The sequence below is a fragment of the Streptomyces sp. 3-6 genome (assembly GCF_056323165.1).
The window spans coordinates 262,735-288,533 of the sequence record NZ_JBWHZP010000002.1 but is presented as its reverse complement, the minus strand read 5'-3'; the positions used below and the strand labels follow the sequence as shown (position 1 = coordinate 288,533).

The window sequence follows — 25,799 nt, the reverse complement described above, 5'->3', positions numbered from 1 at the left end:
CGGTCCCTGTCCGGATCGGACGATCCCCTGTGCCCCGTCCGGCGGCGCGAACGTTCCGTCGCGCCCGGCCTCGCCCGCCGGACGGACCCACCTCCCCCACGGCCCCGGTGCGGACGGTCCCGCACCGGGGCCTCCCGCATGCCCGGCCCGGTCCGTCCCGGCCCCCCGGGTGCGGACCCGGCGGCGGCGCAGCAGCCTGGAGGCATGGCACCTCCCACCGAGCGGCCCCGGGTGGTGGTTCACGCGCCGGGCCTGGACGGCTCCCGCCGCGTCACCTCGGGCGACGAGACCCTGGGCCTCGCCACGCACGCCGACGACGTGAGCGAGATCCTCCGGCTGGCCGACCTGTACGTGACGGACGTCGAGAGCACCGATCTCGTCGAGTGGCAGGGCGGCGGCCCGGACGACTGGCCGGGACTGTCACCTCCCCACACCCCCTGAAGCGCCGCGTACCGCAGGGGTCGTAGCAGCGCTACGGCACCCTCAAATCAACCTCTGAACCCGGGGGCCGGAGGCGTGGACGGCCCTCCCGGCCGGGAAGAACACCGGCACACGGGGCCCGCCGGCACGGGGGCGGCGGGCCCCGTCCTCACGGGGTCGGGGGTGCTCCATGGTCGACGACGGGGTCACGACGGTTCTCGGCACGCCGCACGAGGTGGCGCTGCTGCGCGGCGGACCACGGGCCGCGGTCACGGTCGCCGTGGTCGCCCTGCACCTGCGGGGCACGGTCGAGGCGGGTGCTCCGGGGACGTTCCACGCGGTGCGGGGGGAGGCCGCGCGGGACCTGCCCGTCCTGCCGCCCACCGGTGCGGCACTGGACCCGCCGGACGGGCGGCCCGGCACCGTGAGCCGCGCGGAGCGCGCCCGGTACCTGGAGAGCACGGTGCACCCCTGCCTCCAGGAGCCGTACGGCCTCGCGGAGTTGGCCGGCCATCCCGACGTCCGGTGGGCCGTGGCGGAGCTGCGCGTCCCGCTCGCCGAGGCGGGGCTGCTGGGCCTTCCCCTGCTGCGGCCGACCCGGGCCGCCCGCCGGCGCCTGCGCGGACTGCGCACGGCGTATCCGATCCCGTCGAGCCGTCGCGGCCTGCCCGACCGGACCGTCCTGCTCGCGATCGCCCTGCACGGCGAGCCCGCCCTCCGCGCCCTGGTCCCCCGCTTCGCCCTGCGGGCCGGACTGGTGGAGCGGGTCCGGCTGCGGGAGGCGCCCCTCCTGCGGCGCGGCCCGCGCGGGGGCCGGTGGGGCGGCGGTTCCTCGGGCGGCGGATACGCCTGCGGCGGCTACGGCACCGAGGGCGGGGGCGGGGGCGGCTGTGGGGGCGGGGGGTGTGGAGGGGGCGGAGGGGAGTGAGCGGCGGGGCGGACCGGGGCGGGTCCGGAGACGGGTGCGCCGGGGCTGGCCCGGGACGCCGAGGACCGGGGCGGGCGCCCGGTGGCCTGGGGCGGGCGCCTGGTGCGGCCGGCCTGGAGACCCGGGGCCCGGTCGGGTGAGCGTTCCGGACACGCCGCCGGGCGGCCCGCCCCCGTGGGACGGGCCGCCCGGTCGTGCGGGGCTCCCGGTGGTGCGGGCTCCGCGGTCGTGCGCGGCTCAGACCTCCAGCGGCCTGACGGCCGTGGGCGCGTGCCCCGGTTCCGTCGCCAGGTCCTCGAACTCGACGACGGCGCCGATGTCGTTGGTCGTCGACATGGCGATGTTCGTGACGCGTTCCAGGATCGCCTCCACGATCACCGGGACGCGGTGTTCCGCCGCGAGCTTCTTCGCCTGCTCGAAGGCGGCACCGAGTTCGTTCGGGTCCGTCACCCGGATCGCCTTGCAGCCCAGGCCCTCCGCGACCTTGACGTGGTCGACGCCGTAGACGCCCAGTTCGGGGCTGTTGATGTTCTCGAACTCCAGGTTGACCTGGAAGTCGATGTCGAAGGCCCGCTGCGCCTGGCGGATCAGGCCCAGGTAGGCGTTGTTGACCAGGACGTGGATGTACGGGATCCGGTGCTGCGCGCCGACCGCCAGCTCCTCGATCATGAACTGGAAGTCGTAGTCGCCGGACAGGGCGACCACCGGCGCGTCCGGGTCGGCCTTGGCGACGCCCAACGCGGCGGGCACCGTCCAGCCGAGGGGGCCGGCCTGGCCGCAGTTGATCCAGTGCCGGGGGCGCTGCACGTGCAGCAGCTGGGCGCCCGCGATCTGGGAGAGGCCGATGGTGGAGACGTAGCGGGTCTCGGGCCCGAAGGCGCGGTTCATCTCCTCGTAGACCCGCTGCGGCTTGATCGGGACGTCGTCGAAGTGCGTCCGGCGCTGGAGGGTGGCCCGCCGGTGCTGCGCACCCGCCGCCCACGCGGTGCGGTCGGGCAGGCGGCCCGCGGCGCGCAGTTCCTTGGCGGTCTCGACGAACAGCTCCAGCGCCGCGCGGGCGTCGGAGGCGATGCCGTAGTCCGGGGCGAAGATGCGGCCGATCTGGGTGGGCTCGATGTCGACGTGGACGAAGGTGCGCCCGGCGGTGTAGACGTCGATCCGGCCGGTGTGGCGGTTGGCCCAGCGGTTGCCGATGCCGAGGACGAAGTCGGACTCCAGGAAGGTCGCGTTGCCGTAGCGGTGCGAGGTCTGCAGTCCGACCATGCCGGCGTTGAGCTCGTGGTCGTCGGGGATGGCGCCCCAGCCCATCAGGGTGGGCACGACCGGGACGCCGGTCAGTTCGGCGAACTGGACGAGGAGGTCGGCGGCGTCCGCGTTGATGACGCCGCCGCCCGCGACGATCAGCGGGCGCTCGGCGGCGTTCAGCAGGGCGAACGCCTTCTCGATCTGGGCGCGGGAGGCGGCGGGCCGGTGGACCGGCAGCGGCTCGTAGGTGTCGGGGTCGAACTCGATCTCCGTCTGCTGGACGTCGATCGGCAGGTCGATGAGCACCGGGCCGGGACGGCCGGAGCGCATCAGGTGGAACGCCTTCTGGAAGGCGCCGGGGACCTGGGCCTCCTCCAGCACGGTCATCGCCATCTTGGTGACCGGCGCGGCGATCGAGGCGATGTCGACGGCCTGGAAGTCCTCCTTGTGGATGACGGCCGTCGGTGCCTGGCCGGTGATGCACAGGATCGGCACGGAGTCACCGGTCGCCGAGTACAGGCCGGTGATCATGTCGGTGCCGGCCGGGCCGGAGGTGCCGATGCAGACGCCGATGTTGCCCGGGCTGGTGCGGGTGTAGCCCTCGGCCATGTGCGAGGCGCCCTCCACGTGGCGGGCGAGGGTGTGGGTGATGCCGCCGGACGCCTTGAGCGCCGCGTAGAAGGGGTTGATCGCCGCGCCGGGGACACCGAACGCGTCGGTGACGCCCTCGCGCTTGAGGATCTCAACTGCCGCGCGGGCAGCGGTCATGCGAGCCATGGAGTACTCCTGCTTCGGCCGTCGGATTCGCACTCCCGTCGCGCCCCGCGGTGAGCTCCTCCGGTGGGAACCTGCTCGACTTCCGCTTTCCGTAATGCGGAAATCTTCTTCTGCTATCTGGAATGAATGTAGGGCGGGCGCGCGAATCCCGTCAAGAAGGCGGCGCGAAGCGGTGAGTACCGGAAAGCACCGGACAGCCGGCGGCCCGGAGGAGGACGATGGGCGATGGAGTGCCGGACCCGGGGGGTGGTCCGGGAACGGGGATCCCATGTCCGAGCAACTGAGAGTGCGCTGTCCGGTGTGCCGCCGGGCGCACCGCTACACGGCACCGTCGTACCCGTGCGCCTGCGGCGCCCCGGTGGTGCCGCCGCTGGACCGCGCGCGGCCGGCCGTGCCGGTGGTGCACCGGGCCTGGCAGGAGGAGTGGGTCACCGTGCGGTGCCCCGCCTGCGGCCTGTCCGGCGAGTGGCCGCGCCCCACGCTCGGCTGCCCCTGCGGGACGTCCCTGCGGATACCGGTGGCGGAGGACGCCACGGACGCGGAGCCCGACGGGCGGGTGCGGGACGCGGTCGCGGCAGCCGAGCGGTACCTGCGCCGCCTCGGCCACCGGGACGTCCGCCGCGTGGGCCGCCGCCCGCCGTCCGGGCTGTGGCTGACCGGCCTCGGGGTCGTCGCCCGGGTCCATCCGGCGCCCCTGCCCGCGACCGAACGCGACGTGGAGTGCCTGTGGCTGACGGCGATGGCCGAGTCCGCCCTGGGCGTGGACTTCTCCGGGGCGGGCCACACCGACGGCGCCCGGGCCCGCGGCGACACCCTCGGTGTCCCCCTGTTCCTGATCGACCGCGACGGCGTGCCGAGACCGGCGAACACCCCGGCCGACGACCTGGACGCCACCCGGGCCTGAAATCCCGGCGACGCGGGGGCCCGGGCGGCCGATACTCGACGGATGCGCATCCGTCCCGCCGTCCCCGGCGACCTGCCCGCGCTCCAGGACATCGAGCGGGCCGCCGGCGCCCCCTTCCGCGACGCCGGCCTGCCGGAGATCGCCGACGACGAACCGCCCTCCCTCGGCATGCTGGAGCGCTACCGCAGGGCAGGCCGGTGCTGGGTCGCGGAGGACGGCCCGGACCGGCCGGCCGGCTACCTGCTGGCCGAACCGGTCGACGGCGCGCTGCACATCGAGCAGGTCTCGGTGCACCCCCGCGCCGCCCGCCGCGGGGTGGGCCGCGCCCTGATCGACCACGCGGCCGGCCGGGCGCGCGCCGAGGGCCTGACGGCGCTGACCCTGACCACGTTCGCCGAGGTCCCGTGGAACGCCCCCTACTACGCCCGGCTCGGCTTCCGCGTCCTGGAGCCGGACGAACTGCCGGACGGGCTGCGCCGTGTCGTCGCCGAGGAGGCGGAGGTCGGGCTCGCCCGGTGGCCGCGGGTGTGCATGCGGCGCGAGGTGGCGCCGCCGCCCGGGTCCTGAGGGCGGCGGCGGCCCGGGTCGGCCCCGAGAGCGCCGCCGGGCGGCGGGGCGGTGGCGTGGGCGCACGGCGGGGCGGCGGGCGGCTCCCCCGGGGGCCGGGCCGTCAGCGGAAGTCCTCCTCGCGGTACTCGTCGGCGGAACCGGCGGCCGTGGCCTCGCGCAGGGCGATGCGGCGGATCTTGCCGGAGACGGTCTTGGGCAGGTCGCCGAACTCCAGGCGGCGGATCCGCTGGTAGGGGGCGAGGGTCCGGCGGGAGTGCTCGAAGAGGACCTTCGCGGTGTCCGGCCCCGGCTCCCAGCCCTCCGCGAGCACGACGTACGCCTTGGGCACGGCGAGCCGCAGCGCGTCCGGGGCCGGCACCACGGCTGCCTCGGCCACCGCCTCGTGCTCCAGCAGGGCGCTCTCCAGCTCGAACGGGGAGATCTTGTAGTCGGACGCCTTGAACACGTCGTCGGCGCGGCCCACGTAGGTGAGGTAGCCGTCGGCGTCGCGGGAGCCGATGTCGCCGGTGCGGTAGTAGCCGCCCGCCATGGCCTCGGCGGTGCGGCCGGGGTCGCCGTGGTAGCCGGTCATCAGGCCGGCCGGGCGGTCGGAGAGGTCCACGGCGATCTCGCCCTCGGCGGCCCCGGGCGCACCGGAGACCGGGTCGAGCAGCTCGATGCGGTAACCGGGGCTGGGGCGGCCCATGGAGCCGGCCTTCAGCGGCTGTCCGGGGCTGTTGGAGACCTGCACGGCGGTCTCGGTCTGCCCGAAGCCGTCCCGGATGCTCACCCCCCACAGTCGGCGGACCCGCTCGATGACCTCGGGGTTGAGCGGTTCGCCGGCGGCGACGACCTCGCGCGGCGGGGTGCGCAGCTGGGTCAGGTCGGCCTGGATCAGCATGCGCCACACGGTCGGCGGGGCGCAGAAGGTGGTGACCCCGGCGCGGTCCATCTCGGCCATCAGCCGGCCCGCGTCGAAGCGGGTGTAGTTGTACAGGAAGACGGTCGCCTCGGCGTTCCAGGGGGCGAAAAGGTTGGACCAGGCGTGCTTGGCCCAGCCGGGCGAGGAGATGTTCAGGTGCACGTCGCCGGGGCGCAGGCCGATCCAGTACATCGTGGCCAGGTGGCCGATCGGGTACGAGGTGTGGGTGTGCTCGACGAGTTTGGGGCGGGCGGTGGTGCCGGAGGTGAAGTACAGCATCAGCGGGTCGTCGGCGAGGGTCGGCCCGTCGGGGGCGAAGTGCCCGGCCGCGCCGTAGGCGTCCTCGTAGGGCAGCCAGGCGGTGCCGGCGCCCTCGCCCACCGCGACGCGGGTGTAGTCGCCGGGCACCTCGTCGAACTTGTGGGTGTCGGCGGCGCGGGCGATCACGTGCCGGACGCGGCCCCGGTCGACGCGGTCGCGCAGGTCGGCGGCGCCGAGCAGCGGGGTGGCGGGGATGACCACGGCGCGCAGTTTCATCGCGGCGAGGGCGGTCTCCCACAGTTCGGCCTGGTTGCCGAGCACGACCAGCACCCGGTCCTGGGCCTGCACACCCTGCTGGCGCAGCCAGTTGGCGGCCTGGTCGGAGCGGCGGGCGAGGTCGGCGAAGGACAGCCGGGTGGTGGTGCCGTCCTCCTCGGCCAGGTGGAGAGCGGTGCGGTCGTTGCCGTCCGCGATCACGTCGAACCAGTCGAGTGCCCAGTTGAACCGTTCGGGCCTCGGCCAGGTGAAGCCCGCGTGGGCGGTGGCGTAGTCCTCGCGGTGTGCCAGCAGGAAGTCGCGGGCCCTGCGGAACTCTTCGGTCGCCGTCGTCATCGTTGCTCCGGTTCCTCTTCTCCGTCCGGGCGCCCGTGCGGGCCCCGGATCGGTGTCGGGAGCCCTGCGGCTCGTGTGCCCCCCGGTGCCGGACCTTGCCGGGCGGCTGTGGTCCATCGTGTAATCCGTGGTGCGGGTCCCACTACCCCCGAACGGGGGGCGGTGCGCTCGGACACCGCGGTGAAGGGGCGATCACGTGACGACGGACCCGGTACGGGCGGCGGGCGTGGCCGAGATCCGCCGTGGGCCGGCCCGGCCGCGGGGGACCACCGGGCGGCCGGCCGGCGGGCGGGCCGGGGGCGCTGCCGGGCGGGACGACGGCGGTCCCGGCCCGCGAGGCGGGGTGATTACCGTAGATTTGCGGTGATTTCCCGCCAGGGTGTTATTTCCGTGTGCTCCGGCATTGGATTTTCACGGATGTCGCTGCACTGTTATTTCCCTCACCACGCCGTCCGTCCGAAATGAAAGAGTCGATTGCCTAATATTGGCCAGGACACGACACTCGGAGGGGAGCGGTGACCGTGCGAGGGGACCATAAGGAGCCTGCCAGGTGCCGCCCCGACCTGGTCATCGGCCGGGACGAGCTGTACGCGGACGCCCGCGGGCAGCTGGCCGACGGCGGGAGTGTGCTGCTCCACGGGCCCGCCGGAATAGGAAAGTCGACCGTGCTGCGGGCACTTGCGGCGGAAAACGCGGGCGGGGCGCGCACGGTGTTGCGGTGTTCGGCCACCGAGTCCGAATCCCATCTGCCGTTCCTGGCGCTCGCGGACCTGTTCGGTCTGGTCCTGGACCGCGTCTCCGCCGGGCTGCCCGCCGCACAGCGCACCGCGCTGGAGTCGGCGCTCACCGGCCGCGGCGAGTCCAGCCTCCAGCGGGACGGGCTGGCGCTGCGGCTCGCGGTGCTCTCGACGCTGCGGGCGCTGGCCGCCGAGGGCCCGGTCCTCGTCGTCGCCGACGACCTGCAGTGGCTGGATTCGGCCAGTGCGGAACTCCTCGGCTTCGCCGCCCGGCGGCTCGGCGACACCCCGGTGCAGATGCTGTGCGCGGTGCGCACCGAGGGCCAGGAGTACGACCGGCACCTGCGGGCCTGCCCGCCCGACACGCACGCTGTCCGGCTCGGACCGTTCTCCCGCGCCCAGGTGTCCGCGCTGCTGGACCACCGCGGCTACACCGGGCTGTCCCGCTCCACCGTCCGCGACATCCACCGCACCAGCGCCGGCAACCCGCTGTTCGCGCTGGAACTGGGCCGCGCCCTCGCCGAGAGCCCCACCCGGCCCCGGCCGGGCGAGCCGCTGCCCGTGCCGACCTCGCTGCGGGCCCTGGTCCTCAGCCGCCTGGGCATGCTGTCCGACGAGGCCCGCCGCACCCTGCTGGTGGCCAGCGCCGGGGCGCGCCCCACGCTGGCATTGCTGCACGCGGCCGGGCGGGAGCAGGCCGAGGCGGAGACCGCACAGGCCGCCGCGCTCGGGCTGGTGACCACGGACCCGGAGGACCCGGCGCTGCGCTTCGCGCACCCGCTGATCTCGGCGGCGCTGTACGCGGAGGCCCCGGCGCACGAGCGGCGGGCCGTGCACACCGCGCTGTCCACGGCCGCCTCCGACCCCATCGAACGCGCCCGGCACCTGGCGCTGGCCACCACCGGCACCGACCCGGACGTGGCCGCCCGGCTCGCCGGGGCCGCCGCGCTGGCCCGGGACCGGGGCGCGCCCTCCGTCGCCGCCTCGCTCGGCCTGCTGGCCGCCCGGCACACCCCGGGCGACAGCACGCCGGGCCCGGACGAGCGGCGGCTGCAGGCCGCCGAGGACGCGATCATCGCCGGGGAGGCGGACCTCGCCCGGGACATCGCCCGGGAGGTCCTGACCCGGGCCACCGTGCCGGCCGAGCGGGTGCGGGCCTGGATGGTCGTCATCGAGGCGGCCGGGCAGGCCCTCGGCGAGGTCGACGCGGTCTTCCCGCAGGTCCTGGCCGACGCCGGCGACGACCCGCGGCTGCTGGCCCTGGTCCACTACCAGCTGGCGTGGCGGGAGCTGGTGGTGCACGGCGACTTCGACAAGGCCCGCCAGGAGGCCGCGCACGCGGCGGATCTCGCCGCCCGGGGCGAGGACCGGCGCACCGAACTGATGGCGCTCGCCTTCCAGTCCTCCACCGAGACGCTGATGGGGCACCCGAACGCCGCCGCCACCGTGAAGCGGGCGCTGCGCGAACCGCAGGACCCGTACGTGGCCTGCCACCACAACGGGGCGGGCATGGCCCGCTTCCGCTGGCTGCTGATGAGCGACCAACTGCCGCAGGCCCGCACCACCATCACCGGGCTGCTGCGCGAGGCGCGGCGGCGCGGCATGGTCGAGAGCGAGGTGCACTTCCTGCGCTTCCTCGCCGACACCGAACTGCGCACCGGGCACTGCGGCCGGGCCCTGGACCTGGCCCGCGAGAGCCTGCGGCTGGCCAGGGACTCCGGCATCGGCGAGGGGGCGTCGGCGATGCTCGCCTCCCTCGCGGAGGCGTCCGGCGGCGACGTGGACCGGGCGCTGGCGCTGGCCCGGGAGGCCGCGGACCACGCCGAGGTGGACGGCGACCAGATGTACCTCTCGCGGGCCCTGGCCGCCCTGGGCTACGCCCAGTTGGTCGCCGGGGACGCGGCGGGCACGGTGCGCTCGCTGCGCCGGGTGCGGGAGCTGGAGCGGGGCATGGGCATCACCGACCCGGCGCGCGGACGCTGGCACGGCGACCTGGCCGAGGCACTGGTGCGGGTGGGTGAGCCCGCCGAGGCGCAGGACCTCATCAACCGCACCCGGGCGCACGCGCTGCGCCTGGACCGTCCGGGCGTCCTGGCGGTGCTGGACCGCGCGGAGGCGCTGGTGCGCGCGGCGCGGGGTGAACACCAGTCCGCCGAGGCGCTGTTGAGCTCCGCTCAGGACCGCCTCGGCAAGCTGGGCTACGGGCTGGAGGAGGCCCGCTCGGCGTTCGTGCTGGCCCAGCTGCGCGCCCGCCGTCCCGGCGCGGTGGCCTACGAGGAGGCGGCCCGGCTGTTCCGGCGCTGCCGCGCCGTGCCGTGGCTGCGCCAGGTGGACGCGGCGGTGGCGGCCGGTCCGGTGCGGCCGGAGACCGTCCCCCCGGCGGCCCCGGACGCGCTGGACGGCCTGGCGTCGATGGAACGGCAGGTGGCCTCGCTGGTGATGGAGGGGGCCACCAACCGGGAGATCGCGGGCCGGCTGTTCATCAGCGTCAAGACCGTCGAGGCGACCCTCACCCGCGTCTACCGCAAGCTCGGCATCCGCTCCCGCGTCGACATCGTCCGCCTGGCGGCGGGGCGCCGTACGCAGTAGCGGCGGCGCACGCGGGAGGGGTGGGCCGGACACCGGAGCGGTGAGGCGGTCGACGGGGCGTCAGGAGCCCCTGGAAGCACGGGTGTTGAGCTTCCCCGCCGCCCGTCACCCGCGGCTGCGGCTGCCGATGCGCACGGACGGGCCACGCGGGCGGGCCGCGGGGGCGCCCTCACCGCCGACCGGGCAGGAGCCCGGGCCGCCCGCACCCTCGGTGCGGAGGCGGACCACCGAGGGTTTTCCCTGCCCCAACTCCCGTAGGGCGTTCCCTCATTGGGGGCGTGTGCCGGGGCTCGTAGCGTGAATCCGTGCCGCTCGCCGGGCACACGGGGGCCGGGACACCGGACCTCGTGCACCACCCCCCACCCCGCGCGACCCCCCACCGGCAACCACCGAGGAGAACCATGTCCGGGTTCACCCGTGCCACGAAGGCCGCCGCCGTCCTCGCGGCCACCGCTGCCGCCGCCGCGACCGCCCTGTTCACCGCCCCGGCCGCGAGCGCCGCGCCCCAGCCCGTCGTCGGCGGTACGACGACCACCACGTCCGCCCACCCGTTCATGATGCAGATCACCGACGCCTCGCAGGACCAGTTCTGCGGCGGCACGCTGGTCGCCCCGACGAAGGTCGTCACGGCCGCGCACTGCATGACCGGCGAGACCACCCGCAGCGTGCGCGTGGTCGGCGGACGCACCTACCTGAACGGAACCGACGGCACCGTCGCGCGGGTCAGCCGGATCTGGATCCACCCGGACTACCGCAGCGTCACCCGGGGCGACGACGTGGCCGTCCTGACGCTGTCCACGCCGATGCCGTACGCCACGGCCCCGTACGTCTCCCCCACCGACACCTTGGTGTACGCGGCCGGAACGACCGCCCGCGTCCTCGGCTGGGGCACCACCCGCTCCGGCGGCACCTCCTCCAACCAGCTGCGGACGGCCACCGTGCCCACCGTGTCCGACAGCAACTGCCGGACCTCCTACGGCTCGCGCTACGTGGCGAGCGACATGGTGTGTGCCGGCTACCCCTCCGGCGGCGTGGACACCTGCCAGGGCGACAGCGGCGGCCCCCTGCTGATCGGCGGGCGGTTGGCCGGCATCACCTCCTGGGGCGACGGCTGCGCCGCGGCCGGCTCACCCGGCGTCTACGCCCGGCTGACCACGTTCTCCTCCATGGTCACCGCGCAGATCAACTCCTAGCCGCTCCGGCGCCCGGCGCACCGCCGGGCCGACAGACCAGGGGGCGTTGCGGGCTTCCACGAGCAGCCCGCAACGCCCCCTCTCCATGCGTGCGGAGGGGACGACCGCGGCGTGCCGAGCGGACGACCACGCAAGGCGGACGATTGGTTCATCTCGGGCGGGGCACTCGGGGTGCGATGTTCACACAGGACGATGTGCGCCCGCAGAGGGTCCTGCTGACCGGGTGGTTCAGCTTCCGCGACGGGGAGGCCACCGCCGGGGACGTGCTGGCCCTGCACCGGGTCGAAGAGGTGCTGCGCGGCGCGGAGATCGCTTACGACGTGGTGTGGAGTCCCGGCTTCCGGCCGGACGCCCGGCACTTCGACGACGTGCGGCCGGGCGACTACTCGCACCTGGTCTTCGTGTGCGGCCCGCTGCACGGGCCGCAGGTCGAGGAACTGCACCGGCGGTTCGCCGACTGCGTGCGGATCGCCGTAGGAACCAGCGTGATCGACCCCGGCAGCCCGGCCGTGTCCGGGTTCCACCGGGTCCTGGCCCGGGACGCCCCGGACACCGCGCCGGTGGAGGACCTCGCGGCGCACGCCCCGGTCCAGCCCGCCCGGCCCGTCGTCGGGGTGATCCTCACCCACGGGCAGCACGAGTACGGGCGGCAGCGCCGGCACGGGCAGGTCGCCGAGACGGTGACCCGCTGGCTGGCCGGCAAGGACTGCGCCCGGCTGGAACTGGACACCCGGCTCGACACGTCCGACTGGCATCTGAACGCCACCCCGGCCCAGACGCAGTCCGTCCTGGCCCGGCTCGACCTGGTGGTGACCGACCGGCTGCACGGGCTGGTGCTCGGCCTGCGGGTGGGAACGCCCGTGCTCGCCGTGGACCCGGTGGCGGGCGGCGCCAAGGTCACCGCCCAGGCCCGCGCCGTCGGCTGGCCCGCGCTGCTGCCGGCCGAGCGGCTGGACGAGCGCGGACTGGACCGCTGGTGGTACTGGTGCCTGACCTCGGGCCGGGTGGCCGCCCGCCAGGCCCGTGACGCCTTCCGTGAGGACACCGCCCCGGACAGCGCGGACCACCTGATCGAGGCACTGACCACGAGCACGGTGCGGTAGGGCGGCGGGCCGGTGAGGGCCGGGGGGCCGTGCGGCCACCGGGGCTGAGGCGCGTGTTGCGGGGGCCGAGCGACTCCCCCCGGGGCCCCCGCTGAGCGGGTGACCGGGAGGCACCCGCGGGGGTGCGCCGGACCCGGCGGGCGGGGAGCCTTCCGCGCCGGTTGGGCCCGGGCCGGGCGGGCACCCGGACCGGACGTTCCCGCCGTTCCGTCCCGGGAGGTGCTGTGTCCCTCGGTCGACTCCCCGACCACGAGCAGCGGCTGCTCGACGAGATCGAACGGGCCCTGTGCCGCGACCGCCGCCTCGCGCGGCGGCTGCGCACCCTGCGGTGGAGCCGGTGGCCCGACGTGCCGGGCCTGCTGAGGCGGGTCGGTTCCTACCGCCCGCACACCCTCACCGTGGCCCTGCTGTGCGCCCTGTCCGTCGCGCTGTCGGTGACCGGGATGGTCACCTCGGAGCCGGGCGTGATCTGGGCGTTCGCCCTGGTGTGGCCGCCGACCCTGTTCGCGGTGTTCCGGCTGCTGTGCCGCTGGTCCGGCGGCTGAAGGGGGTTCCGGCGCACGCGTGCGCCGGCCCGGGTGGTGCCCCCGGCGGTGCGGGCCGGTCAGCCCGTGTACCGCCGGGCCGTGGAACCGCGCTGGGAGGGCTCCAGCAGGCGCAGCCGGGACTCCACCTCGTGCGGCAGGACGCGGCGCTCGCGGAGCACCCAGGGCAGGGCGGCCGTCGCCTCCGCGAAGGCGCGCAGCGAGGTGGTGTCGCGCGGGACCGTGCGGGCCAGGTCCACCGTGCGGCGCAGGGCCGCCCGGGGCGGGCGGCGCAGCCAGGTGAACCACAGGGTGTTGCGGATGCCGTGGCGGCGGCGCAGCGTGGAGTCGCGGGCGGCCGACGCCTGGTGATGGATCGTCAGGTGGTCGGCGTAGGTGAGCCACCAGCCGGCGGCCGCGAGGTCGGCGGCCAGCAGTTCCTCCTCGCCGCCGAGCCACAGCCGGGGGTGGAAGCCGCCGGCGGCGCGGAAGGCGTCGGCGCGCAGCACGGTGGCCGCGGCCAGGAAGGAGCCGAGGGCGGGGCCGGGCAGCCAGGGCGGTCCGGGGACCGGTGAGTCGCGCAGTTCGCGGACGATGGGGTCCTCGGTGCCGTCGGGTTCGACGACGATCCGGGCGGTGACCGACGCGAGGCCGGGGTGCCGGTCGAGGAGGTCGGCGGCGCCGGCCAGGGAGCCGGGCGCCCACCAGGAGTCGTCGTCGCAGAAGGCGACGTAGGGGGTGCGCACCTCACGGACGGCGAGGTTGCGGCCCACGGCGCCGAGGTTGCGGCCCGGGCGCAGCAGCCGCACCTCCGGGTGGCGCAGGGCGACGGCCTCGGCGGTGCCGTCGGTGGAGGCGTTGTCGGTGACGATCACCCGGGGCCGTTCGGGCAGCGCCGCGAGGTGGCCGAGGGTGCGCAGGAGTTCGCGGCGCCGGTTGTGGGTGATGACGACGACGGTCGTCCTGGGGTCGGTCATGCCGGGTACGCCCCTTCCACGGTGGTCGTCCCGGGGCCGGTCCCGCCGGGGCCGGTCGTGCCGGGGCCGGTCATGCGGGCGCCCCGTCCAGCAGGCGGGCCGCGCGTTCGACGTGCGGGGGCAGCGGGCGGCGGGCGCGCAGCGCGGCGGGCAGGCGGCCGAGGGTCTCGCGCAGGGCGCGGCGGGCGTGGCCGTCGCTGCGGGCGTCGGCCGCGAGGGCTCCGGTGCGGGCCAGCGCGTACGGGACGGGGCGGCGCAGCCAGGCGGTGAGGAGTTCGTTGCGGCGCTGGACGGCCGGGCGGCCGTCCCGGGGGCCCGGGTCCGGATGGTGGTGGGCGACCACGTCGGCGCAGTGGGTGACGCCCCAACCGCGGGCGGCCAGGTCGTAGGCGAGCAGGGTCTCCTCGCCGCCGAAGAACAGCAGCCGGTGGAAGCCGCCCGCGTCGAGGTAGGCGCTGCGGCGGACCACGGCGCCGCAGGCGAGGAAGCCCAGGACCTGGGTGCCGGGCAGGTCGGTCGCGGCGCCCAGCGGCGAGCGGGCGAGGACGTCGTTGAGCGGGTCCGGCTCCGCGTCCGGGCCGACGAGGGTGCGGGCGGCGATCAGGCCGAGGCGGGGGTGGGCGTCGAACAGGCCCGCCGCGCGGGCGAGGGAGCCGGGCGCCCACCAGGAGTCGTCGTCGCTGAACGCCACGTAGGGCGTGTCGAGGGCGCGGGCGCCGTGGTTGCGGGCCAGGGCGCCGCGGTTGACCGGCAGGGCCAGCACGCGGACCTGGGGGAAGTCGCGGGCGAGCAGGGCGCGGGTGTGGTCGGTGGAGGCGTTGTCGGCGACCAGGATCTCGGGCCGCTCGGGCAGGGCGAGGAGGTGGCGCAGGGTGACGGCGAGCCGCTCGGCGCGGTCGCGGGTGGCGATGACGACGCCGATCCGGCGGGGCGGGGACGGGGCGGTCACGGTGCGGGCTCCTCTCCGTGGGGCCGGGGTCGGGGTCCGGGCAGCCGGTCCAGGGCGTCGAGGACGTCGGCGGGGGTGATGCGCAGCAGGGCGGGGTCGGTCCGCCGGGCGTGCGGGTCGCCCTCGGGGCCGTACCACAGGGCGAGGTGGCGCGGGTGCGGCGGCGGGCCCCAGCGGCTGGGCGGGACCGGCCCGAAGAGGGTGACGGTGGGGGTGGCGTGGGCGACGGCGAGGTGGGCGATGCCGGTGTCGCCGCTGACCACCGCGCGGGCGTCCGCGACCAGGGCGGACAGCCGGTCGAAGGGGACGCCGCCGGCGAGGACGTCGGTGTCGGGCAGTCCGGCCTGCTTGGCGAGGCGGGCCACCAGGTCGCCCTCGTCGGCGCCTCCGGTGACCACGACGCGCAGGCCGCGCGTCCGCAGGGCGTCGGCGACGGCCGCGTACCGCTCGACGGGCCAGCAGCGGGCGGGGGCGCCCGCGCCGGGGTGCAGGACCACCGCGCCGGGGGCGGGGGACGGGGCGGCCGGGCGGGGCAGCAGCAGGTCGGCGGGGTCGGCGTCGATGCCGTACCAGCGCAGCAGGCGGCACCAGCGGTCCCGTTCGTGTTCCTCGGCGTACCAGGGCGGGCCCTCGATCTCCGGGGTGCCGGGGTGCGCGAAGGCCAGCAGCCGCCCAGGGCGCAGGCGGGCCAGCAGGAGGTGGCTGGGCGGCCCGTTGCCGTGCAGGTCGACGGCGAGGTCGGGGGGCGCGCCGGTCCAGTCGAGTGCGGCGGGCACGGCCCGGCCGGGCGCGGAGGCGGGCAGCAGCCGGTCCACGGCGCCGGCGGCCCCGGCGACGGGGGCGAGGGCGGACGGGGCGGCGAGGACCAGTTCGTGGCCGGGGAAGGCGCGGCGCAGGGCCCGCAGGGCGGGGACGCCGGCGAGCAGGTCGCCGAGGCCGAGCGCCCGCAGGACCAGCAGCCGGGGCCGCGTTCCCCCGGCGGCTGCCGCACCGCCGTCCCGGGTCCCCGGTGCGGGGCCGGCGGCCCCGGGGCGGGGGCGCGCCGCGTCGCGCCCGGTGTCCCCCGTCCCCCGGTGCGGCGGGGTGGCGTCGGGTGCGCCGCCGGCCGCCCGGGCCGCCGGAGCGCCCGGCGGGACGGCGTGCGGGCGGCCGGGCGCGGGCCGGGGGGTCACGGCCGGCGCTCCGTGGCGCGTTCCAGCATGCCGGTGGAGGAACGGCCCGCGAGGTAGGGCAGCAGGACCGCCTGGCCGCCCCAGGCGTCGAGGAGGGCCGCCTCGGGCAGGTCGGCGGCGGCGTAGTCGCCGCCCTTGACCCAGACGTCGGGGCGCAGGTCCGTGAGCAGGCGCTCGGGGGTGTCCTCGTCGAACACGGCGACCGCGTCGACGCAGGCCAGGGCGCGCAGCACCCGGACCCGGTCGTCGATGGGGTTGACCGGGCGGCCGGGGCCCTTGCGGCGCCGTACGGAGGCGTCGGAGTTGACGCACACCACCAGGCAGTCGCCGAGGTCCCGGGCGGCCTGAAGGAGGCCGACGTGGCCGGCGTGCAGCAGGTCGAAGCAGCCGCCGGCGGCGACGACGGTGCCGTGGGCGGCGCGGACGCCGGCGGCGAGCGCGAACGGGTCGTCGCCGTCCGGCCGGTGGCCGCGGGTGGCGTCGGCGCGGGGCACGGCGCCCGCGCCGCCCGCGCCGACGAAGGCGGTCGCGTCGGCGACGGCGCGTTCCACCGCCTCGCCGACCAGGGCGCCGTCGGCGAGGAGGCCGGCGGCGGTGGCGGCGAAGCGGTCGCCGGCGCCGCAGGGGTCGCCGCGGTGCGCCGCGGCGGCGGGCACCAGCAGGGGGTGGTCGCCGTAGGAGAGCAGCGCGCCGCGGGCGCCGAGGGTGACGGCGACGGCGGCGGCCTTCCACCGCCGGACGAGGGTGGCGGCCCCGTGGGCGACCGCGTACAGGTCCCGCCGGGCCGGCGCCGCGTCGGGGGCGTGGGCCTGCGCCTCCTTCTCGGCGGGCGTGACCAGCCGGGTGCCGGGCACCGGCGGCCCGCCGCGCGGGTGCGGGTCCCAGACCAGGGGCGGGCGGGCGGTCAGGACGTCGCGGAGGGTGTCGGCGGTGCCGCGGCCGTAGTCGGAGACGAGGACGGCGGACGCGCCGAGGACGGCCTCGCGGGCCTCGTCGGTGGCGGCGCGGGCGCGGCCGTCCCCGCGGTCCAGGCGGGCCACGGGCCGGTCCCCGGCGAGGATGCGGGTCTTCTCCGGCAGGGCCCCGGTCAGCGGCAGCGGGATCACCTCGACCCAGGGCCGCAGGAGTCGTTTCAGTTCGCGGCTGGCCGGGTCGCCTCCCAGCGCGGTGACCAGGGTGACCTCGCGGCCGTCGCGGGCGGCGAGGTAGGCGGTGAGGGCGGCGCCGCCGGGCCGGGTGGTCTCGGCGCAGTCGTCGACGACGGGGACGGGGGCGTCGGGGGCGAGCCGTTCGGAGCTGCCGGTGAGGTCGCGGTCGAGCAGGGCGTCGCCGACGACGAGCAGCGGCGCCTTGACGCCGGTGCCGCTCATGACACCCTCCGTCCCTCGGTGCCCTCCCGCCACCTCCCGCTCTCCAGCGCCGCGTCGAAGGCCCCGCACATCATGTGCACGGCCACCAGGTGGAGTTCCTGGACGGTGGCGGCCCGGGGCGCCTCGACGCACAGCGACTCGTCGCTGCACGCCATGAGCGGGTTGGGGGCGGGCCCGGTGAGGGCCCACACGCGCAGTCCGGCCGCCCGGGCGGCGTCGGCGGCGGACAGCAGGTTGGCGCTGGCGCCGCTGGTGGACAGCAGCATCAGCACGTCGCCGGGCCGGCCGTGCGCGCGGACCTGGCGGGCGAACACCGCGTCGACGCCGTAGTCGTTGGCGATGGCGGTGGTGCTGGAGGTGTCGGCGTGCAGGGCGATGGCGGAGAACGCGGGCCGGTCGTCGCGGTAGCGGCCGACGAGTTCGGCGGTCAGGTGCTGGGCCTGGGCCGCGCTGCCGCCGTTGCCCGCGGCCAGCAGCCGGCCGCCGGCGGTGAGGACCTCGGCGAGGCGTTCGCCCCACCGCGCGACGACGGGCGCGTGCGCCCGGAACGCGGCCAGTGCCTCGGCCAGTTCGTCGCAGTGCCCGGTGACGGGAGGGTGCACGGTCATCAGGCCACCTCCTTCGGGATCGCGTGTGCGGCAAGGACCTGGCGGTGGACGTTCTCGACGCCGTCGGCGACCCGCTGCCAGGTGTAGCGGTCGAGGACGCGGGCGCGGCCGGCGGCCCCGTACGCGCGGCGGGTGTCGTCGTCGGCGAGGAGGTCGCGCACGGCGGTGGCGACCGCCTCCGGGTCGCCGGGGGTGACGAGCCGGCCGGTGGTGCCGTCGGCGACGCTGTCGCGGTGGCCGCCGACGTCGGTGGCGACGACCGGGACGCCGCACGCCATCGCCTCCAGGGGGACGATGCCGAACGGTTCGTAGGCGGGGGTGCACAGCACCAGGTCGGCGCTGCCGATCAGGGCGGGCATGGCGGCGGGGTCGACGGCGCCGAGCATCCGGACCCGGTCGGCGACGCCGACGCGGTGGGCCAGGTGCCACAGCCGGCGGGCCTCCGGGTCGCGGTCGAGCCGCCCGGCGGCGGGGCCGCCCGCGAGGACGAGTTCGGCGTCCGGGATGCGTGCCAGGGCGCGCACGGCGAGGTCGTAGCCCTTGCGGCGGACCAGCCGGCCGCAGGTCAGCAGCCGGTGGCGGGCCCGCCGCCGCGGGACGCCGGGGCCGGTGACGCCGGGGCGGAAGTGGTCGGCGTCGACGCCGCACGGCACCACCGCGACGCGCCGGGCGGCCACCCCCATGGCCGCGAGTTCCGCGACCTCGTCGGAGCAGGTGGCGAGGATGCGTTCGCAGGTGCCGGCGAGCTGCCGTTCGATGCCGATGCGGGCGGGCGGGCTGGTGTCCCGCCACCCCTGGTGGCGCCGCTTGACGGTGCCCAGGGCGTGGAACGTCTGCACCACCGGGATGCCGTGCGGGCGGGCGGCGACCTGGGAGGCCATGCCGGACATCCAGAAGTGGGCGTGCACCACGTCGGGCCGGTCGCGGCCCCAGGCCCGTGTCAGGTGGGCGCCGAACGCGGCCATGTGCGGCAGGAGTTCGTCCTTGGGGACGGCCTCCGGCGGGCCCGCGGGCACGTGCTCGACGACGGCCCCGCCGGGCAGCGGCACCCGGTCGGGCAGGGTCACCGTGTCGCGGCGGGTGTAGACCGTGACGTGGTGGCCGCGGCGGGCCAGTTCCTCGCTGAGCCGCGCCACGTACACGTTCTGGCCGCCGGCGTCGACACCGCCGAGCGCGGCCAGCGGGCCGGCGTGTTCGGACACCATGGCGATCCTCATCGGGTCACCTCCTTCAGCAGCCGCTCCCAGTCGTCCAGGAAGCGGGGGAGCCCGTAGCGGGCGAGGGCCGCCGCTCGGGCCGCCTCGCCGACGCCGCGCGCGTACAGCGGGTCGGCGAGGAAGTCGCGGACGGCGTCGGTCAGGACGTCGATCCGGTTGGAGACCACCCCGGCGCCGGGCGGGACCGCCTCGGTGACCTCGGTGGTGGCGAGGGCGACCACCGGCATGGCGAGGTGCATCGCCTCCAGCAGGGACAGGCCGAGGGAGGTCCAGCGGACGGGGTGGACGTAGACGCGGCGGCGGGCCAGCTCCGCGTGCAGGTCGCGCTGGGCGAGTTCGTGGGAGCGGCACCGGTCGGGGGGCAGGCCGACGTGCGCGGCGACGCCCTCGGTGCCCATGCCGAACACGTCCAGGGGGGCGGCGTCGGCGAAGGCGGGCAGCAGGTCGGTGCCGGTGGTCCGGCCGCGCCGGACCGGCTCGTTGACGACGACGGCGGCCCGGGGCAGCTCGCCGGTCCACCGCGGGCCGGGGTCGACGATGCCGTGCTCGACGACGGTGGTGGGGGTGGGACCGGCGTCCCACATCAGGCGGTTGAAGTGGGTGACGTGGACGAGGGTGACGCCGGGCACGTCGGCGGCCGGGTGGCGGGTGTCGGGCACGTCGCCGTGCGGGGCGTTGTGCTCCAGCCAGACGAGCGGCGGGCGGCGGCCCAGCCAGGCGTCCACCAGGGCGAGTTCGTGGGGGCGCTGGAGCACGACGACGTCGATGTGCTCGTCCCGCAGCCGTTCCGGCGGGACCTCGACGACGGAGTCGGGCCAGTCGAAGGTGCGGGCGCGGCCGAGTCCGTCGGGTCCGCGGTCCGGGGTGACGGGGACGACGTAGGTGTGCGGGCCCTGCACGAAGGCCGTGGTCCACGACCCGTGCACGTGCCAGAGCAGGATCCTCATGCCACCTCCACCAGCTTGCCGACGGCGGCTACGACGTCGAGCGCGGTCACGCCGTCCAGACACGGGTGACCGGGTACGGGACAGGTGCGGGCCCGGGTGCCGGCGCACGGCGCGTTCTGGTCGCCGAGCAGCACGCAGGGCACGCCGTACGGCCGCCAGCGTTCGGCCGGGACGACCGGCGCGAACAGGGACACCACGGGGGTGCCGACGGCGGCGGCGAGGTGGGCGGGGCCGGTGTTGCCGGTGACCGCGCAGGCGGCCCGGGCGAGCACCCCGGCGAGTGCGGCGGCGTCGGTGCGGCCGCCGAGGTCGAGGGCGTGGTCGCCGGCGACGCGGGCGGTCAGCTCCCGCTCGCCGGGGCCGCCGGTCACCACCACCCGGTACCCGGCGTCGGCGAGTTCGGCGACCGCCTCGGCGCACCGGCCGGGGCTCCAGGCGCGGGCGGGGACGCTGGCGCCGGGGTGGACGACGACGTAGCCGGCGGGGCCGGTCAGGTGCTCGGTGGCGGGCGGCGGGAGGACGCGCAGGCGGCCGTCGTCGGGGCACGGGAACCCGGCGGCGTCGGCGAGGTCCAGCGCGGCCTCGGCCTCGTGGGCGTGCGGGGCGCGGTGGTGGCGCACGTCGAGGAGGGAGCCGGGGTAGTCCTCGCTGTCGGCGGCGATGTGCCGCAGGCCCGCCAGGCGCAGCAGCAGGGCGGTGGGCAGCGGGGACTGGTGGAAGGAGGTGAGGACGAGCGCGGTGTCGGCGCCGGTGGCGGCGATCCGGCCGACCAGGGCGTCGATGGCGTCGCGGCGGACGGGCGGCGGGCGGAACCCGGCCCAGGGCGCGTCCCAGACGAGGATGTCGTCGACGCCGGGCAGCAGCCGGGCGGCGGGCTCGCCGAGCGGTCCGCACAGCAGGGTGACGTGGTCGGCGCGGGCGGCGACGGCGCGCACGGCGGGCCCGGCGAGCAGGACGTCGCCGAAGCTGTCGAGCCGGGTGACGAGGGCCTTCACGGGTGCCTCCCGAGCGCCGGGGACCCGGCGGCCGGGGTGGCGGTCCGGCCCGGCTCCGGCAGGCCGTCCAGCACCGCGCGGACGGCCGTCGTCAGGTCCGGGGCGACGTGGGGCGCGGCGGCCGTCTCCGCCGGGCGGGTCGCGGGGGTGGGGACGAGGACGGCGCGGGCGCCCGCCCGGTGGGCGGCCTCGACGTCGGCGCCGATGTCGCCGATGACGACGCAGTGGGCGGGGTCGGCGCCCAGCCGTCCGGCGGCCCACAGGATCATGCCGGGGCGGGGTTTGCGGCAGGCGCAGCCGTCGTCGGGGCCGTGCGGGCACAGCGCCCACACGTCGAACGGGCCGAGGAGGTCGTCGACGCGGCGGTTGACGGCGCGGGCGTCGGCGACGGTGAGCAGGCCCCGGGCGATGCCGGACTGGTTGGTGACGACGCCGGTGCGCACGCCCCGTGCGCGCAGCGCGGCGACCGCCTCCCGGGCGCCCTCGACGGGGCGCACGCGCGCGGGGTCCCCGTTGTAGGGGACGTCGTGGACGAGGGTGCCGTCGCGGTCGAACAGGACGGCGCGGACCGGGCTCACCGGGCCACCTCCTGCCAGGCGGGGGCGCGGCGGTGGCGCCAGGCGCCGGCGAGGCGGTGCCAGGTGGCGGCGGGCGGGATGAGCGCGCTGGTGACGAGCATGGTGGTCACCTCGTCGCGGGTGCGCGGCCCGGGGAGGATGCGGGCGCGGGCGAACTCGGCGGTGCCGGCCGCCCAGCCGAGGGCGCAGGCGGCGGCCGCCCGCCGGTGCCCGGTGGCGGCCAGGGCGCAGGCGGCGGCCCCGGCGGCGGTGATCGCGGCGTGGCGGCGGATCCGGCCGCGGGGGGCGGCGGCCTTGTCCCACCAGTCGGGGCCGTGCAGGCGCCGCATGAGCGCGTCGTCGGCGTTGCCGCGCTGCTGCCGGAGGGAGGCCCAGCGGGAGGCGGGGCGCACGGGGTGCCGGGTGGTGCGGCTGCCGCGCCGGATGCGCAGGCCCCGGTCGAGGATCCGCAGGGCGAGGTCGGCGTCCTCGCGGAAGGCCCGCGGGAAGCGTTCGTCGAAGCCGCCGACCTGCTTCAGCGCCTCGGTGCGGTAGGCCATGTCGGCGGTGATCCAGCGGGCGCGGGCCAGTCCGGCGGTGCCGCGTTCCCAGTCGGTGGGGCGGCGTTCGCCGGGCAGCGGCACGGTGATGACGCCCTGCACGCCGGCGACGTCGGGGGGCGCGTCGGCGAGGTCCTCGGTGAGCTGTGCGCACCAGTTCGGGCCGACCTGGACGTCGTCGTCGAGGAAGGCCACCCAGGGCGCGGAGACGGCGCGCATCCCGGTGTTGCGGGCGGCGGCCGGTCCGCGTCCGCCGCCGGTGAGGACGGTGGTGCGGTCCCGCAGGTCGCCGAGGACGCCCAGCGGGTGGTCGAGCGCGGCCGGGTCGGGGTCGGGCCGGTCGTCGACGAGGACGATCTCGTCGGGGCGCGGCCCGGTGGCGGCGGCCAGCGCGGCGAGGCAGTCGGCGAGCGTGTCCCGCACCAGGGTGGGGATCACGACGGCGTAGGCGGTCATGCGTAGGCCCTCCCCCGGCGCACCGCGTAGGGGCCGATGGCGAGCAGGTCGACGGGGGCGGAGCCGAAGCACTCCAGGGCGTCGCGCGGGTCGTCGACCATGGGCCGGCCGGCGGTGTTGAGGCTGGTGTTGACGACGACGGGGAGCCCGGTGCGGCGTTCGAAGCCGTGCAGCATCCGCGCGACCAGCGGTTCCTGCCGCTCGTCGACGGTCTGGATGCGGGCGGTGCCGTCGACGTGCACGACGGCGGGGACGCGCTCGCGCCACTCAGCCGCCACGTCGTGCACGAAGAGCATGTACGGGCTGGGCAGCGGGCCGCCGGAGAACAGGTCGGCGGCGCGGTCGGCGAGCACCATGGGGGCGACCGGCCGGAACTCCTCGCGGCCCTTGACCTGGTTGAGCCGTTCGAGGTTCTCGGCGCGGCCGGGGTGGGCGAGCAGGGAGCGGTGCCCGAGGGCACGCGGACCGTACTCGCTGCGGCCCTGGAACCAGGCGACGACGCCGTCCCGGGCGAGTTCCTCGGCGACCGCCTCGGCGATGTCGTCGGGCCGCTCGTAGGGGACGGCGGCCCGGTCGAGCCAGTCGCGCAGTTCCTCGTCGCTCCAGCCGCGGCCGAGGTCGGCGCCGGGCATCGGCAGGGTGGTGACGCCCTCCTGGGCGGAGACGTGCAGGGCGCCGCCCAGGGCGGTGCCGGCGTCACCGGCGGCGGGCTGCACCCACACGTGGCGGTAGGGGCCGCGGGCGGCGAGGCGCGCGTTGGCGACGCAGTTCAGGGCGACGCCGCCGGCCAGGGTGAGGGCGTCGCCGCCGGCCTCGCGGTGCAGCCAGTGCGCGAGGTCCAGCAGGACCTCCTCCAGGACGGCCTGGGCACTGGCGGCCAGGTCGGCGTGGTCCTGGTTCCAGGGCTCGTGCGGGGCGCGGCGCGGGGTGAGCGCGGCCCAGTCGACGCCGTGGGCGCGGAAGCCGCCGTCGCCGGTGGCGTGGACGTGTTCGCGCAGCCGGGCCAGGTGGCGCGGGGTCCCGTAGGAGGCGAGGGCCATCACCTTGTACTCGTCGCTGCTGCGCAGGAAGCCGAGGTGTTCGGTGAGTTCCTCGTAGACCAGGCCGAGGGAGTGGGGCAGGGCCTGGGTGGCGAGGGTGTCCAGCTTGCCGTCGCGGTAGCGGCCGGCCAGGTGGGAGGCGGCCTCGCCGCGGCCGTCGAGGACGAGGACGGCGCTGTCCGGGTGGGGGGAGGCCGGTCCGGCGGAGGCGGCGTGGGCGACGTGGTGGGGCACGAAGACCACCCGGGCCGGGTCCAGGCCGGGCAGGGCCTCGGCGAGGAACTCGGGGGCGCGGCGCGCGTAGTCGAGGCGGAGGTGGTCGAAGGGGTCGTCCAGGCCCAGGTCGGCGGCGGGCCGGGCGAGGGCCGGGTCGAAGGAGTAGGTGACGGCGTCCAGGTCGGCGGGGGTGAGCCCGTGGTGTTCGAGGCACCAGCGGGCGGCCTGCTCGGGCAGCTCCCAGGCGGAGAAGGGAACCGGGCGCTTGCCGTGCTTGCGGCGGCTGAAACGCTCCTCCTCGGCGGCCGCCACGGCCTGTCCGTCGACGACGAGGGCGGCGGCGGGGTCGTGGAACAGGGCGTTGATACCAAGGATGCGCATGGTGCTGTGCTCCGTCCTGGCGGCCGGTGGGGCTCCTGGGGAACGCGAGTGCCGTTTTGCGGTTGTCTCAAACACTTGGAGACAACTTAGGCGGATATGCACCGGTTCGGCCTACTGGAGAGGACGGGCCGGGGGCATCCTCGGTGCCGCGACCGCGCCGCGTGATCACTCTCACAGGCCGCCGGGCGTCCGACGGAGAGCACGTCGGAGCGACTATGCACTGCGCGTATACACGCTGCGTATAGTCCGGGCATGCCTTCTCCGACCAAGAAGACGACGAGATCCACGACCGCGTTCCGGGCCGCCTCGCTGGGGGTCGCGGCGGCCCTGCTCCTGACCCTGGGCGGCTGCGGACGCACGGACACCACGACCCCGAGCAGCGCGCGGGCCACCGACGTCCGGGCGCGGTTCGGCACCGTCGACTGCCGCCAGGCCAGGTGCGTCGCGCTCACCTTCGACGCCGGCCCCAGCGAGCACTCCGCACGGCTGCTGGACATCCTCGCCGAGGAACAGGTCCCGGCCACCTTCTTCCTGATGGGCCGGCGGCACATCGACCGCTACCCCGAGCTCGTCCGGCGCATGGCCGACGAGGGGCACGAGCTCGCCAACCACACCTGGACGCACCGCAACCTCACGGACCTGGAGCCGGCGGAGATACGCCAGGAGCTGACGCGCACCGACGACGCGATCGAGGAGCTCACCGGCCGCCGCCCCACCCTCATGCGTCCGCCGCAGGGCCGCACCGACGCGAGGGTGCACGCCCTATGCCGGGAACTGGGACTCGCCGAGATCCTCTGGAGCGTCACCGCGAAGGACTACGCGACCACGGACTCCGACGTCATCACCCGCCGCGTGCTGTCCCAGGTCTCCCGCGACGGCATCGTCCTGCTGCACGACCTCTACGACGGCACGGTGCCCGCCGTCCCCGGCATCATCCGCGTGCTGAAGGAGCGGGGCTACGTGTTCGTGACCGTCCCCCAGCTGCTGGCCCCGGGCCGGGCGGAACCGGGGAAGGTGTACCGGTGACGAGAGCGGGGGCGGACGCTGAGCCGACCGGGTGACACGCCCGCGGGGCCGCCGGCCGGCGGGCGGGGTTTCCTAGGATCGTCCGGTGGCCCTCTTCCTTGTCCGGCGCACGCCGCCGCTCTCCCCCGACGAGGCCTGGCGCCGGCTCACGGCCTGGCACCGGCACGGCGACTCCGTCCCGTTCACCCGGGTCACGGTGACCACTCCCCCGCCGACCGGCGAGGGCACGGTCGTCGTGGCCCGCTCCGGGATCGGCCCCCTGGCCTTCGACGACCCGATGAAGGTCACGGTGTGGCAGCCGCCCGGGGACGGCACGCCGGGCCGGTGCCGCCTGGAGAAACGGGGCCGGGTCGTCACCGGCTGGGCGGAGATCGAGGTGCGGCCGGGCCCGGGCGGGCGCGCCCGGGTGGAATGGCGCGAGGACCTGCGGGTCGCCCTGGTCCCGGCCGCGCTCGACGGCGTGGTGGCCCGCACCGGGCGCCTGGTCTTCGGCCGGGCGGTCAACCGGCTGCTGCGGCAGGCGTGAAACGGCCTACCTGGCCGCCCCGGGTCCTGCGGAGCACT

The 25,799-nt window shown here is 76.6% G+C and carries 23 protein-coding genes; 10 read left to right on the top strand and 13 right to left on the bottom strand.

The genetic code is table 11. The features are described 5' to 3' along the window. Positions 1 to 204: 204 nt before the first annotated feature. Both AC02VZ_RS05435 and AC02VZ_RS05430 read left to right on the top strand, forming a co-directional pair. On the top strand, positions 205 to 441 hold the full coding sequence (locus tag AC02VZ_RS05435) for a hypothetical protein (protein ID WP_432054947.1): 237 nt from the start codon (positions 205 to 207) through the stop codon (positions 439 to 441). Positions 442 to 610: 169 nt separating this feature from the next. Further along, positions 611 to 1,348 carry a TIGR04222 domain-containing membrane protein gene (locus AC02VZ_RS05430; RefSeq protein ID WP_476474665.1) on the top strand — a complete coding sequence of 246 codons (738 nt, stop codon included), beginning with the start codon at positions 611 to 613 and terminating at the stop codon, positions 1,346 to 1,348. Positions 1,349 to 1,585: 237 nt separating this feature from the next. Here AC02VZ_RS05430 and gcl read toward each other — a convergent pair whose 3' ends face one another. Then, positions 1,586 to 3,370, bottom strand: coding sequence for a glyoxylate carboligase (gene gcl / locus AC02VZ_RS05425; protein WP_476474664.1), 1,785 nt, complete (start codon positions 3,368 to 3,370; stop codon positions 1,586 to 1,588). A gap of 268 nt (positions 3,371 to 3,638) precedes the next feature. Between gcl and AC02VZ_RS05420 the strand changes: the two genes are divergently transcribed. Together AC02VZ_RS05420 and AC02VZ_RS05415 are read left to right on the top strand one after the other, a co-directional pair. Beyond that, positions 3,639 to 4,274 carry a hypothetical protein gene (locus tag AC02VZ_RS05420; protein WP_432054950.1) on the top strand — a complete coding sequence of 212 codons (636 nt, stop codon included), beginning with the start codon at positions 3,639 to 3,641 and terminating at the stop codon, positions 4,272 to 4,274. A 42-nt stretch (positions 4,275 to 4,316) separates the two neighbouring features. Further along, complete coding sequence (locus AC02VZ_RS05415; RefSeq protein WP_432054951.1) at positions 4,317 to 4,841, top strand: GNAT family N-acetyltransferase; 525 nt, start codon at positions 4,317 to 4,319, stop codon at positions 4,839 to 4,841. Between the two features lie 103 nt (positions 4,842 to 4,944). On the opposite strand, the gene AC02VZ_RS05410 is transcribed toward AC02VZ_RS05415, so the two are convergent. Beyond that, positions 4,945 to 6,618, bottom strand: a complete 1,674-nt coding sequence (locus AC02VZ_RS05410) for an AMP-binding protein (protein ID WP_476474663.1) — start codon at positions 6,616 to 6,618, stop codon at positions 4,945 to 4,947. A gap of 515 nt (positions 6,619 to 7,133) precedes the next feature. Here AC02VZ_RS05410 and AC02VZ_RS05405 point away from each other — a divergent pair. The 4 genes from AC02VZ_RS05405 to AC02VZ_RS05390 all read left to right on the top strand — a co-directional run bounded on the left by AC02VZ_RS05405 (position 7,134) and on the right by AC02VZ_RS05390 (position 12,785). Continuing rightward, positions 7,134 to 9,944: an AAA family ATPase gene (locus AC02VZ_RS05405; protein WP_476474662.1), complete on the top strand. Its 2,811-nt coding sequence runs from the start codon at positions 7,134 to 7,136 to the stop codon at positions 9,942 to 9,944. 401 nt (positions 9,945 to 10,345) lie between these two features. Then, on the top strand, positions 10,346 to 11,137 hold the full coding sequence (locus AC02VZ_RS05400; RefSeq protein WP_476474661.1) for a S1 family peptidase: 792 nt from the start codon (positions 10,346 to 10,348) through the stop codon (positions 11,135 to 11,137). A gap of 176 nt (positions 11,138 to 11,313) precedes the next feature. Continuing rightward, on the top strand, positions 11,314 to 12,240 hold the full coding sequence (locus AC02VZ_RS05395) for a polysaccharide pyruvyl transferase family protein (RefSeq protein ID WP_432054955.1): 927 nt from the start codon (positions 11,314 to 11,316) through the stop codon (positions 12,238 to 12,240). A gap of 224 nt (positions 12,241 to 12,464) precedes the next feature. Then, positions 12,465 to 12,785 carry a DUF3040 domain-containing protein gene (locus AC02VZ_RS05390; protein ID WP_432054956.1) on the top strand — a complete coding sequence of 107 codons (321 nt, stop codon included), beginning with the start codon at positions 12,465 to 12,467 and terminating at the stop codon, positions 12,783 to 12,785. Positions 12,786 to 12,844: 59 nt separating this feature from the next. Here the strand turns inward: AC02VZ_RS05390 and AC02VZ_RS05385 are convergent, their stop codons facing one another. The 11 genes from AC02VZ_RS05385 to AC02VZ_RS05335 all read right to left on the bottom strand — a co-directional run bounded on the left by AC02VZ_RS05385 (position 12,845) and on the right by AC02VZ_RS05335 (position 24,209). Then, positions 12,845 to 13,741 (bottom strand): glycosyltransferase family 2 protein, encoded by an 897-nt coding sequence (locus tag AC02VZ_RS05385; protein ID WP_476474660.1) that lies wholly within the window; start codon positions 13,739 to 13,741, stop codon positions 12,845 to 12,847. Positions 13,742 to 13,811: 70 nt separating this feature from the next. Continuing rightward, positions 13,812 to 14,690, bottom strand: coding sequence for a glycosyltransferase family 2 protein (locus AC02VZ_RS05380; protein WP_432054958.1), 879 nt, complete (start codon positions 14,688 to 14,690; stop codon positions 13,812 to 13,814). Beyond that, on the bottom strand, positions 14,687 to 15,649 hold the full coding sequence (locus tag AC02VZ_RS05375; RefSeq protein ID WP_476474745.1) for a glycosyltransferase family 9 protein: 963 nt from the start codon (positions 15,647 to 15,649) through the stop codon (positions 14,687 to 14,689). The genes AC02VZ_RS05380 and AC02VZ_RS05375 overlap by 4 nt, the downstream gene beginning before the upstream one ends. 209 nt (positions 15,650 to 15,858) lie before the next feature. Continuing rightward, positions 15,859 to 17,232, bottom strand: a complete 1,374-nt coding sequence (gene rfaE2, locus AC02VZ_RS05370; RefSeq protein ID WP_432054959.1) for a D-glycero-beta-D-manno-heptose 1-phosphate adenylyltransferase — start codon at positions 17,230 to 17,232, stop codon at positions 15,859 to 15,861. Next, the gene (locus AC02VZ_RS05365) at positions 17,229 to 17,840 is read right to left on the bottom strand and encodes a D-sedoheptulose-7-phosphate isomerase (protein ID WP_432054960.1); all 612 of its coding nucleotides are present in this window, start codon (positions 17,838 to 17,840) and stop codon (positions 17,229 to 17,231) included. The genes rfaE2 and AC02VZ_RS05365 overlap by 4 nt, the downstream gene beginning before the upstream one ends. After that, positions 17,840 to 19,057: a glycosyltransferase gene (locus AC02VZ_RS05360; protein ID WP_476474659.1), complete on the bottom strand. Its 1,218-nt coding sequence runs from the start codon at positions 19,055 to 19,057 to the stop codon at positions 17,840 to 17,842. Before AC02VZ_RS05360 ends, AC02VZ_RS05365 begins: the two co-directional genes overlap by 1 nt. Continuing rightward, positions 19,054 to 20,004, bottom strand: coding sequence for a glycosyltransferase (locus AC02VZ_RS05355; protein WP_476474658.1), 951 nt, complete (start codon positions 20,002 to 20,004; stop codon positions 19,054 to 19,056). Before AC02VZ_RS05355 ends, AC02VZ_RS05360 begins: the two co-directional genes overlap by 4 nt. Beyond that, complete coding sequence (locus AC02VZ_RS05350) at positions 20,001 to 20,999, bottom strand: glycosyltransferase family 9 protein (protein ID WP_476474657.1); 999 nt, start codon at positions 20,997 to 20,999, stop codon at positions 20,001 to 20,003. The genes AC02VZ_RS05355 and AC02VZ_RS05350 overlap by 4 nt, the downstream gene beginning before the upstream one ends. Then, positions 20,996 to 21,577, bottom strand: coding sequence for a D-glycero-alpha-D-manno-heptose-1,7-bisphosphate 7-phosphatase (locus AC02VZ_RS05345; protein ID WP_476474656.1), 582 nt, complete (start codon positions 21,575 to 21,577; stop codon positions 20,996 to 20,998). Before AC02VZ_RS05345 ends, AC02VZ_RS05350 begins: the two co-directional genes overlap by 4 nt. Further along, positions 21,574 to 22,572, bottom strand: a complete 999-nt coding sequence (locus tag AC02VZ_RS05340) for a glycosyltransferase family 2 protein (RefSeq protein ID WP_476474655.1) — start codon at positions 22,570 to 22,572, stop codon at positions 21,574 to 21,576. The genes AC02VZ_RS05345 and AC02VZ_RS05340 overlap by 4 nt, the downstream gene beginning before the upstream one ends. Then, positions 22,569 to 24,209, bottom strand: a complete 1,641-nt coding sequence (locus AC02VZ_RS05335; RefSeq protein ID WP_476474654.1) for a carbamoyltransferase family protein — start codon at positions 24,207 to 24,209, stop codon at positions 22,569 to 22,571. The genes AC02VZ_RS05340 and AC02VZ_RS05335 overlap by 4 nt, the downstream gene beginning before the upstream one ends. Before the next feature lie 252 nt (positions 24,210 to 24,461). Between AC02VZ_RS05335 and AC02VZ_RS05330 the strand changes: the two genes are divergently transcribed. Both AC02VZ_RS05330 and AC02VZ_RS05325 read left to right on the top strand, forming a co-directional pair. After that, the gene (locus AC02VZ_RS05330) at positions 24,462 to 25,235 is read left to right on the top strand and encodes a polysaccharide deacetylase family protein (protein WP_432054967.1); all 774 of its coding nucleotides are present in this window, start codon (positions 24,462 to 24,464) and stop codon (positions 25,233 to 25,235) included. A gap of 85 nt (positions 25,236 to 25,320) precedes the next feature. Next, a complete protein-coding gene (locus AC02VZ_RS05325; RefSeq protein WP_476474653.1) occupies positions 25,321 to 25,761 on the top strand; it encodes an SRPBCC family protein in 441 nt (146 codons plus the stop codon). Positions 25,762 to 25,799: the final 38 nt, after the last annotated feature.

What these genes read in the sequence shown, in the direction of transcription:
- AC02VZ_RS05435 (WP_432054947.1), top strand. Translation starts at nt 205, where the DNA reads ATGGCACCTCCCACCGAGCGGCCCCGGGTGGTGGTTCACGCGCCGGGC.
- AC02VZ_RS05430 (WP_476474665.1), top strand. Translation starts at nt 611, where the DNA reads ATGGTCGACGACGGGGTCACGACGGTTCTCGGCACGCCGCACGAGGTG.
- gcl (WP_476474664.1), bottom strand. Translation starts at nt 3,370, where the DNA reads ATGGCTCGCATGACCGCTGCCCGCGCGGCAGTTGAGATCCTCAAGCGC.
- AC02VZ_RS05420 (WP_432054950.1), top strand. Translation starts at nt 3,639, where the DNA reads ATGTCCGAGCAACTGAGAGTGCGCTGTCCGGTGTGCCGCCGGGCGCAC.
- AC02VZ_RS05415 (WP_432054951.1), top strand. Translation starts at nt 4,317, where the DNA reads ATGCGCATCCGTCCCGCCGTCCCCGGCGACCTGCCCGCGCTCCAGGAC.
- AC02VZ_RS05410 (WP_476474663.1), bottom strand. Translation starts at nt 6,618, where the DNA reads ATGACGACGGCGACCGAAGAGTTCCGCAGGGCCCGCGACTTCCTGCTG.
- AC02VZ_RS05400 (WP_476474661.1), top strand. Translation starts at nt 10,346, where the DNA reads ATGTCCGGGTTCACCCGTGCCACGAAGGCCGCCGCCGTCCTCGCGGCC.
- AC02VZ_RS05395 (WP_432054955.1), top strand. Translation starts at nt 11,314, where the DNA reads ATGTTCACACAGGACGATGTGCGCCCGCAGAGGGTCCTGCTGACCGGG.
- AC02VZ_RS05385 (WP_476474660.1), bottom strand. Translation starts at nt 13,741, where the DNA reads ATGACCGACCCCAGGACGACCGTCGTCGTCATCACCCACAACCGGCGC.
- rfaE2 (WP_432054959.1), bottom strand. Translation starts at nt 17,232, where the DNA reads ATGAGCGGCACCGGCGTCAAGGCGCCGCTGCTCGTCGTCGGCGACGCC.
- AC02VZ_RS05365 (WP_432054960.1), bottom strand. Translation starts at nt 17,840, where the DNA reads ATGACCGTGCACCCTCCCGTCACCGGGCACTGCGACGAACTGGCCGAG.
- AC02VZ_RS05360 (WP_476474659.1), bottom strand. Translation starts at nt 19,057, where the DNA reads ATGAGGATCGCCATGGTGTCCGAACACGCCGGCCCGCTGGCCGCGCTC.
- AC02VZ_RS05355 (WP_476474658.1), bottom strand. Translation starts at nt 20,004, where the DNA reads ATGAGGATCCTGCTCTGGCACGTGCACGGGTCGTGGACCACGGCCTTC.
- AC02VZ_RS05340 (WP_476474655.1), bottom strand. Translation starts at nt 22,572, where the DNA reads ATGACCGCCTACGCCGTCGTGATCCCCACCCTGGTGCGGGACACGCTC.
- AC02VZ_RS05335 (WP_476474654.1), bottom strand. Translation starts at nt 24,209, where the DNA reads ATGCGCATCCTTGGTATCAACGCCCTGTTCCACGACCCCGCCGCCGCC.
- AC02VZ_RS05330 (WP_432054967.1), top strand. Translation starts at nt 24,462, where the DNA reads ATGCCTTCTCCGACCAAGAAGACGACGAGATCCACGACCGCGTTCCGG.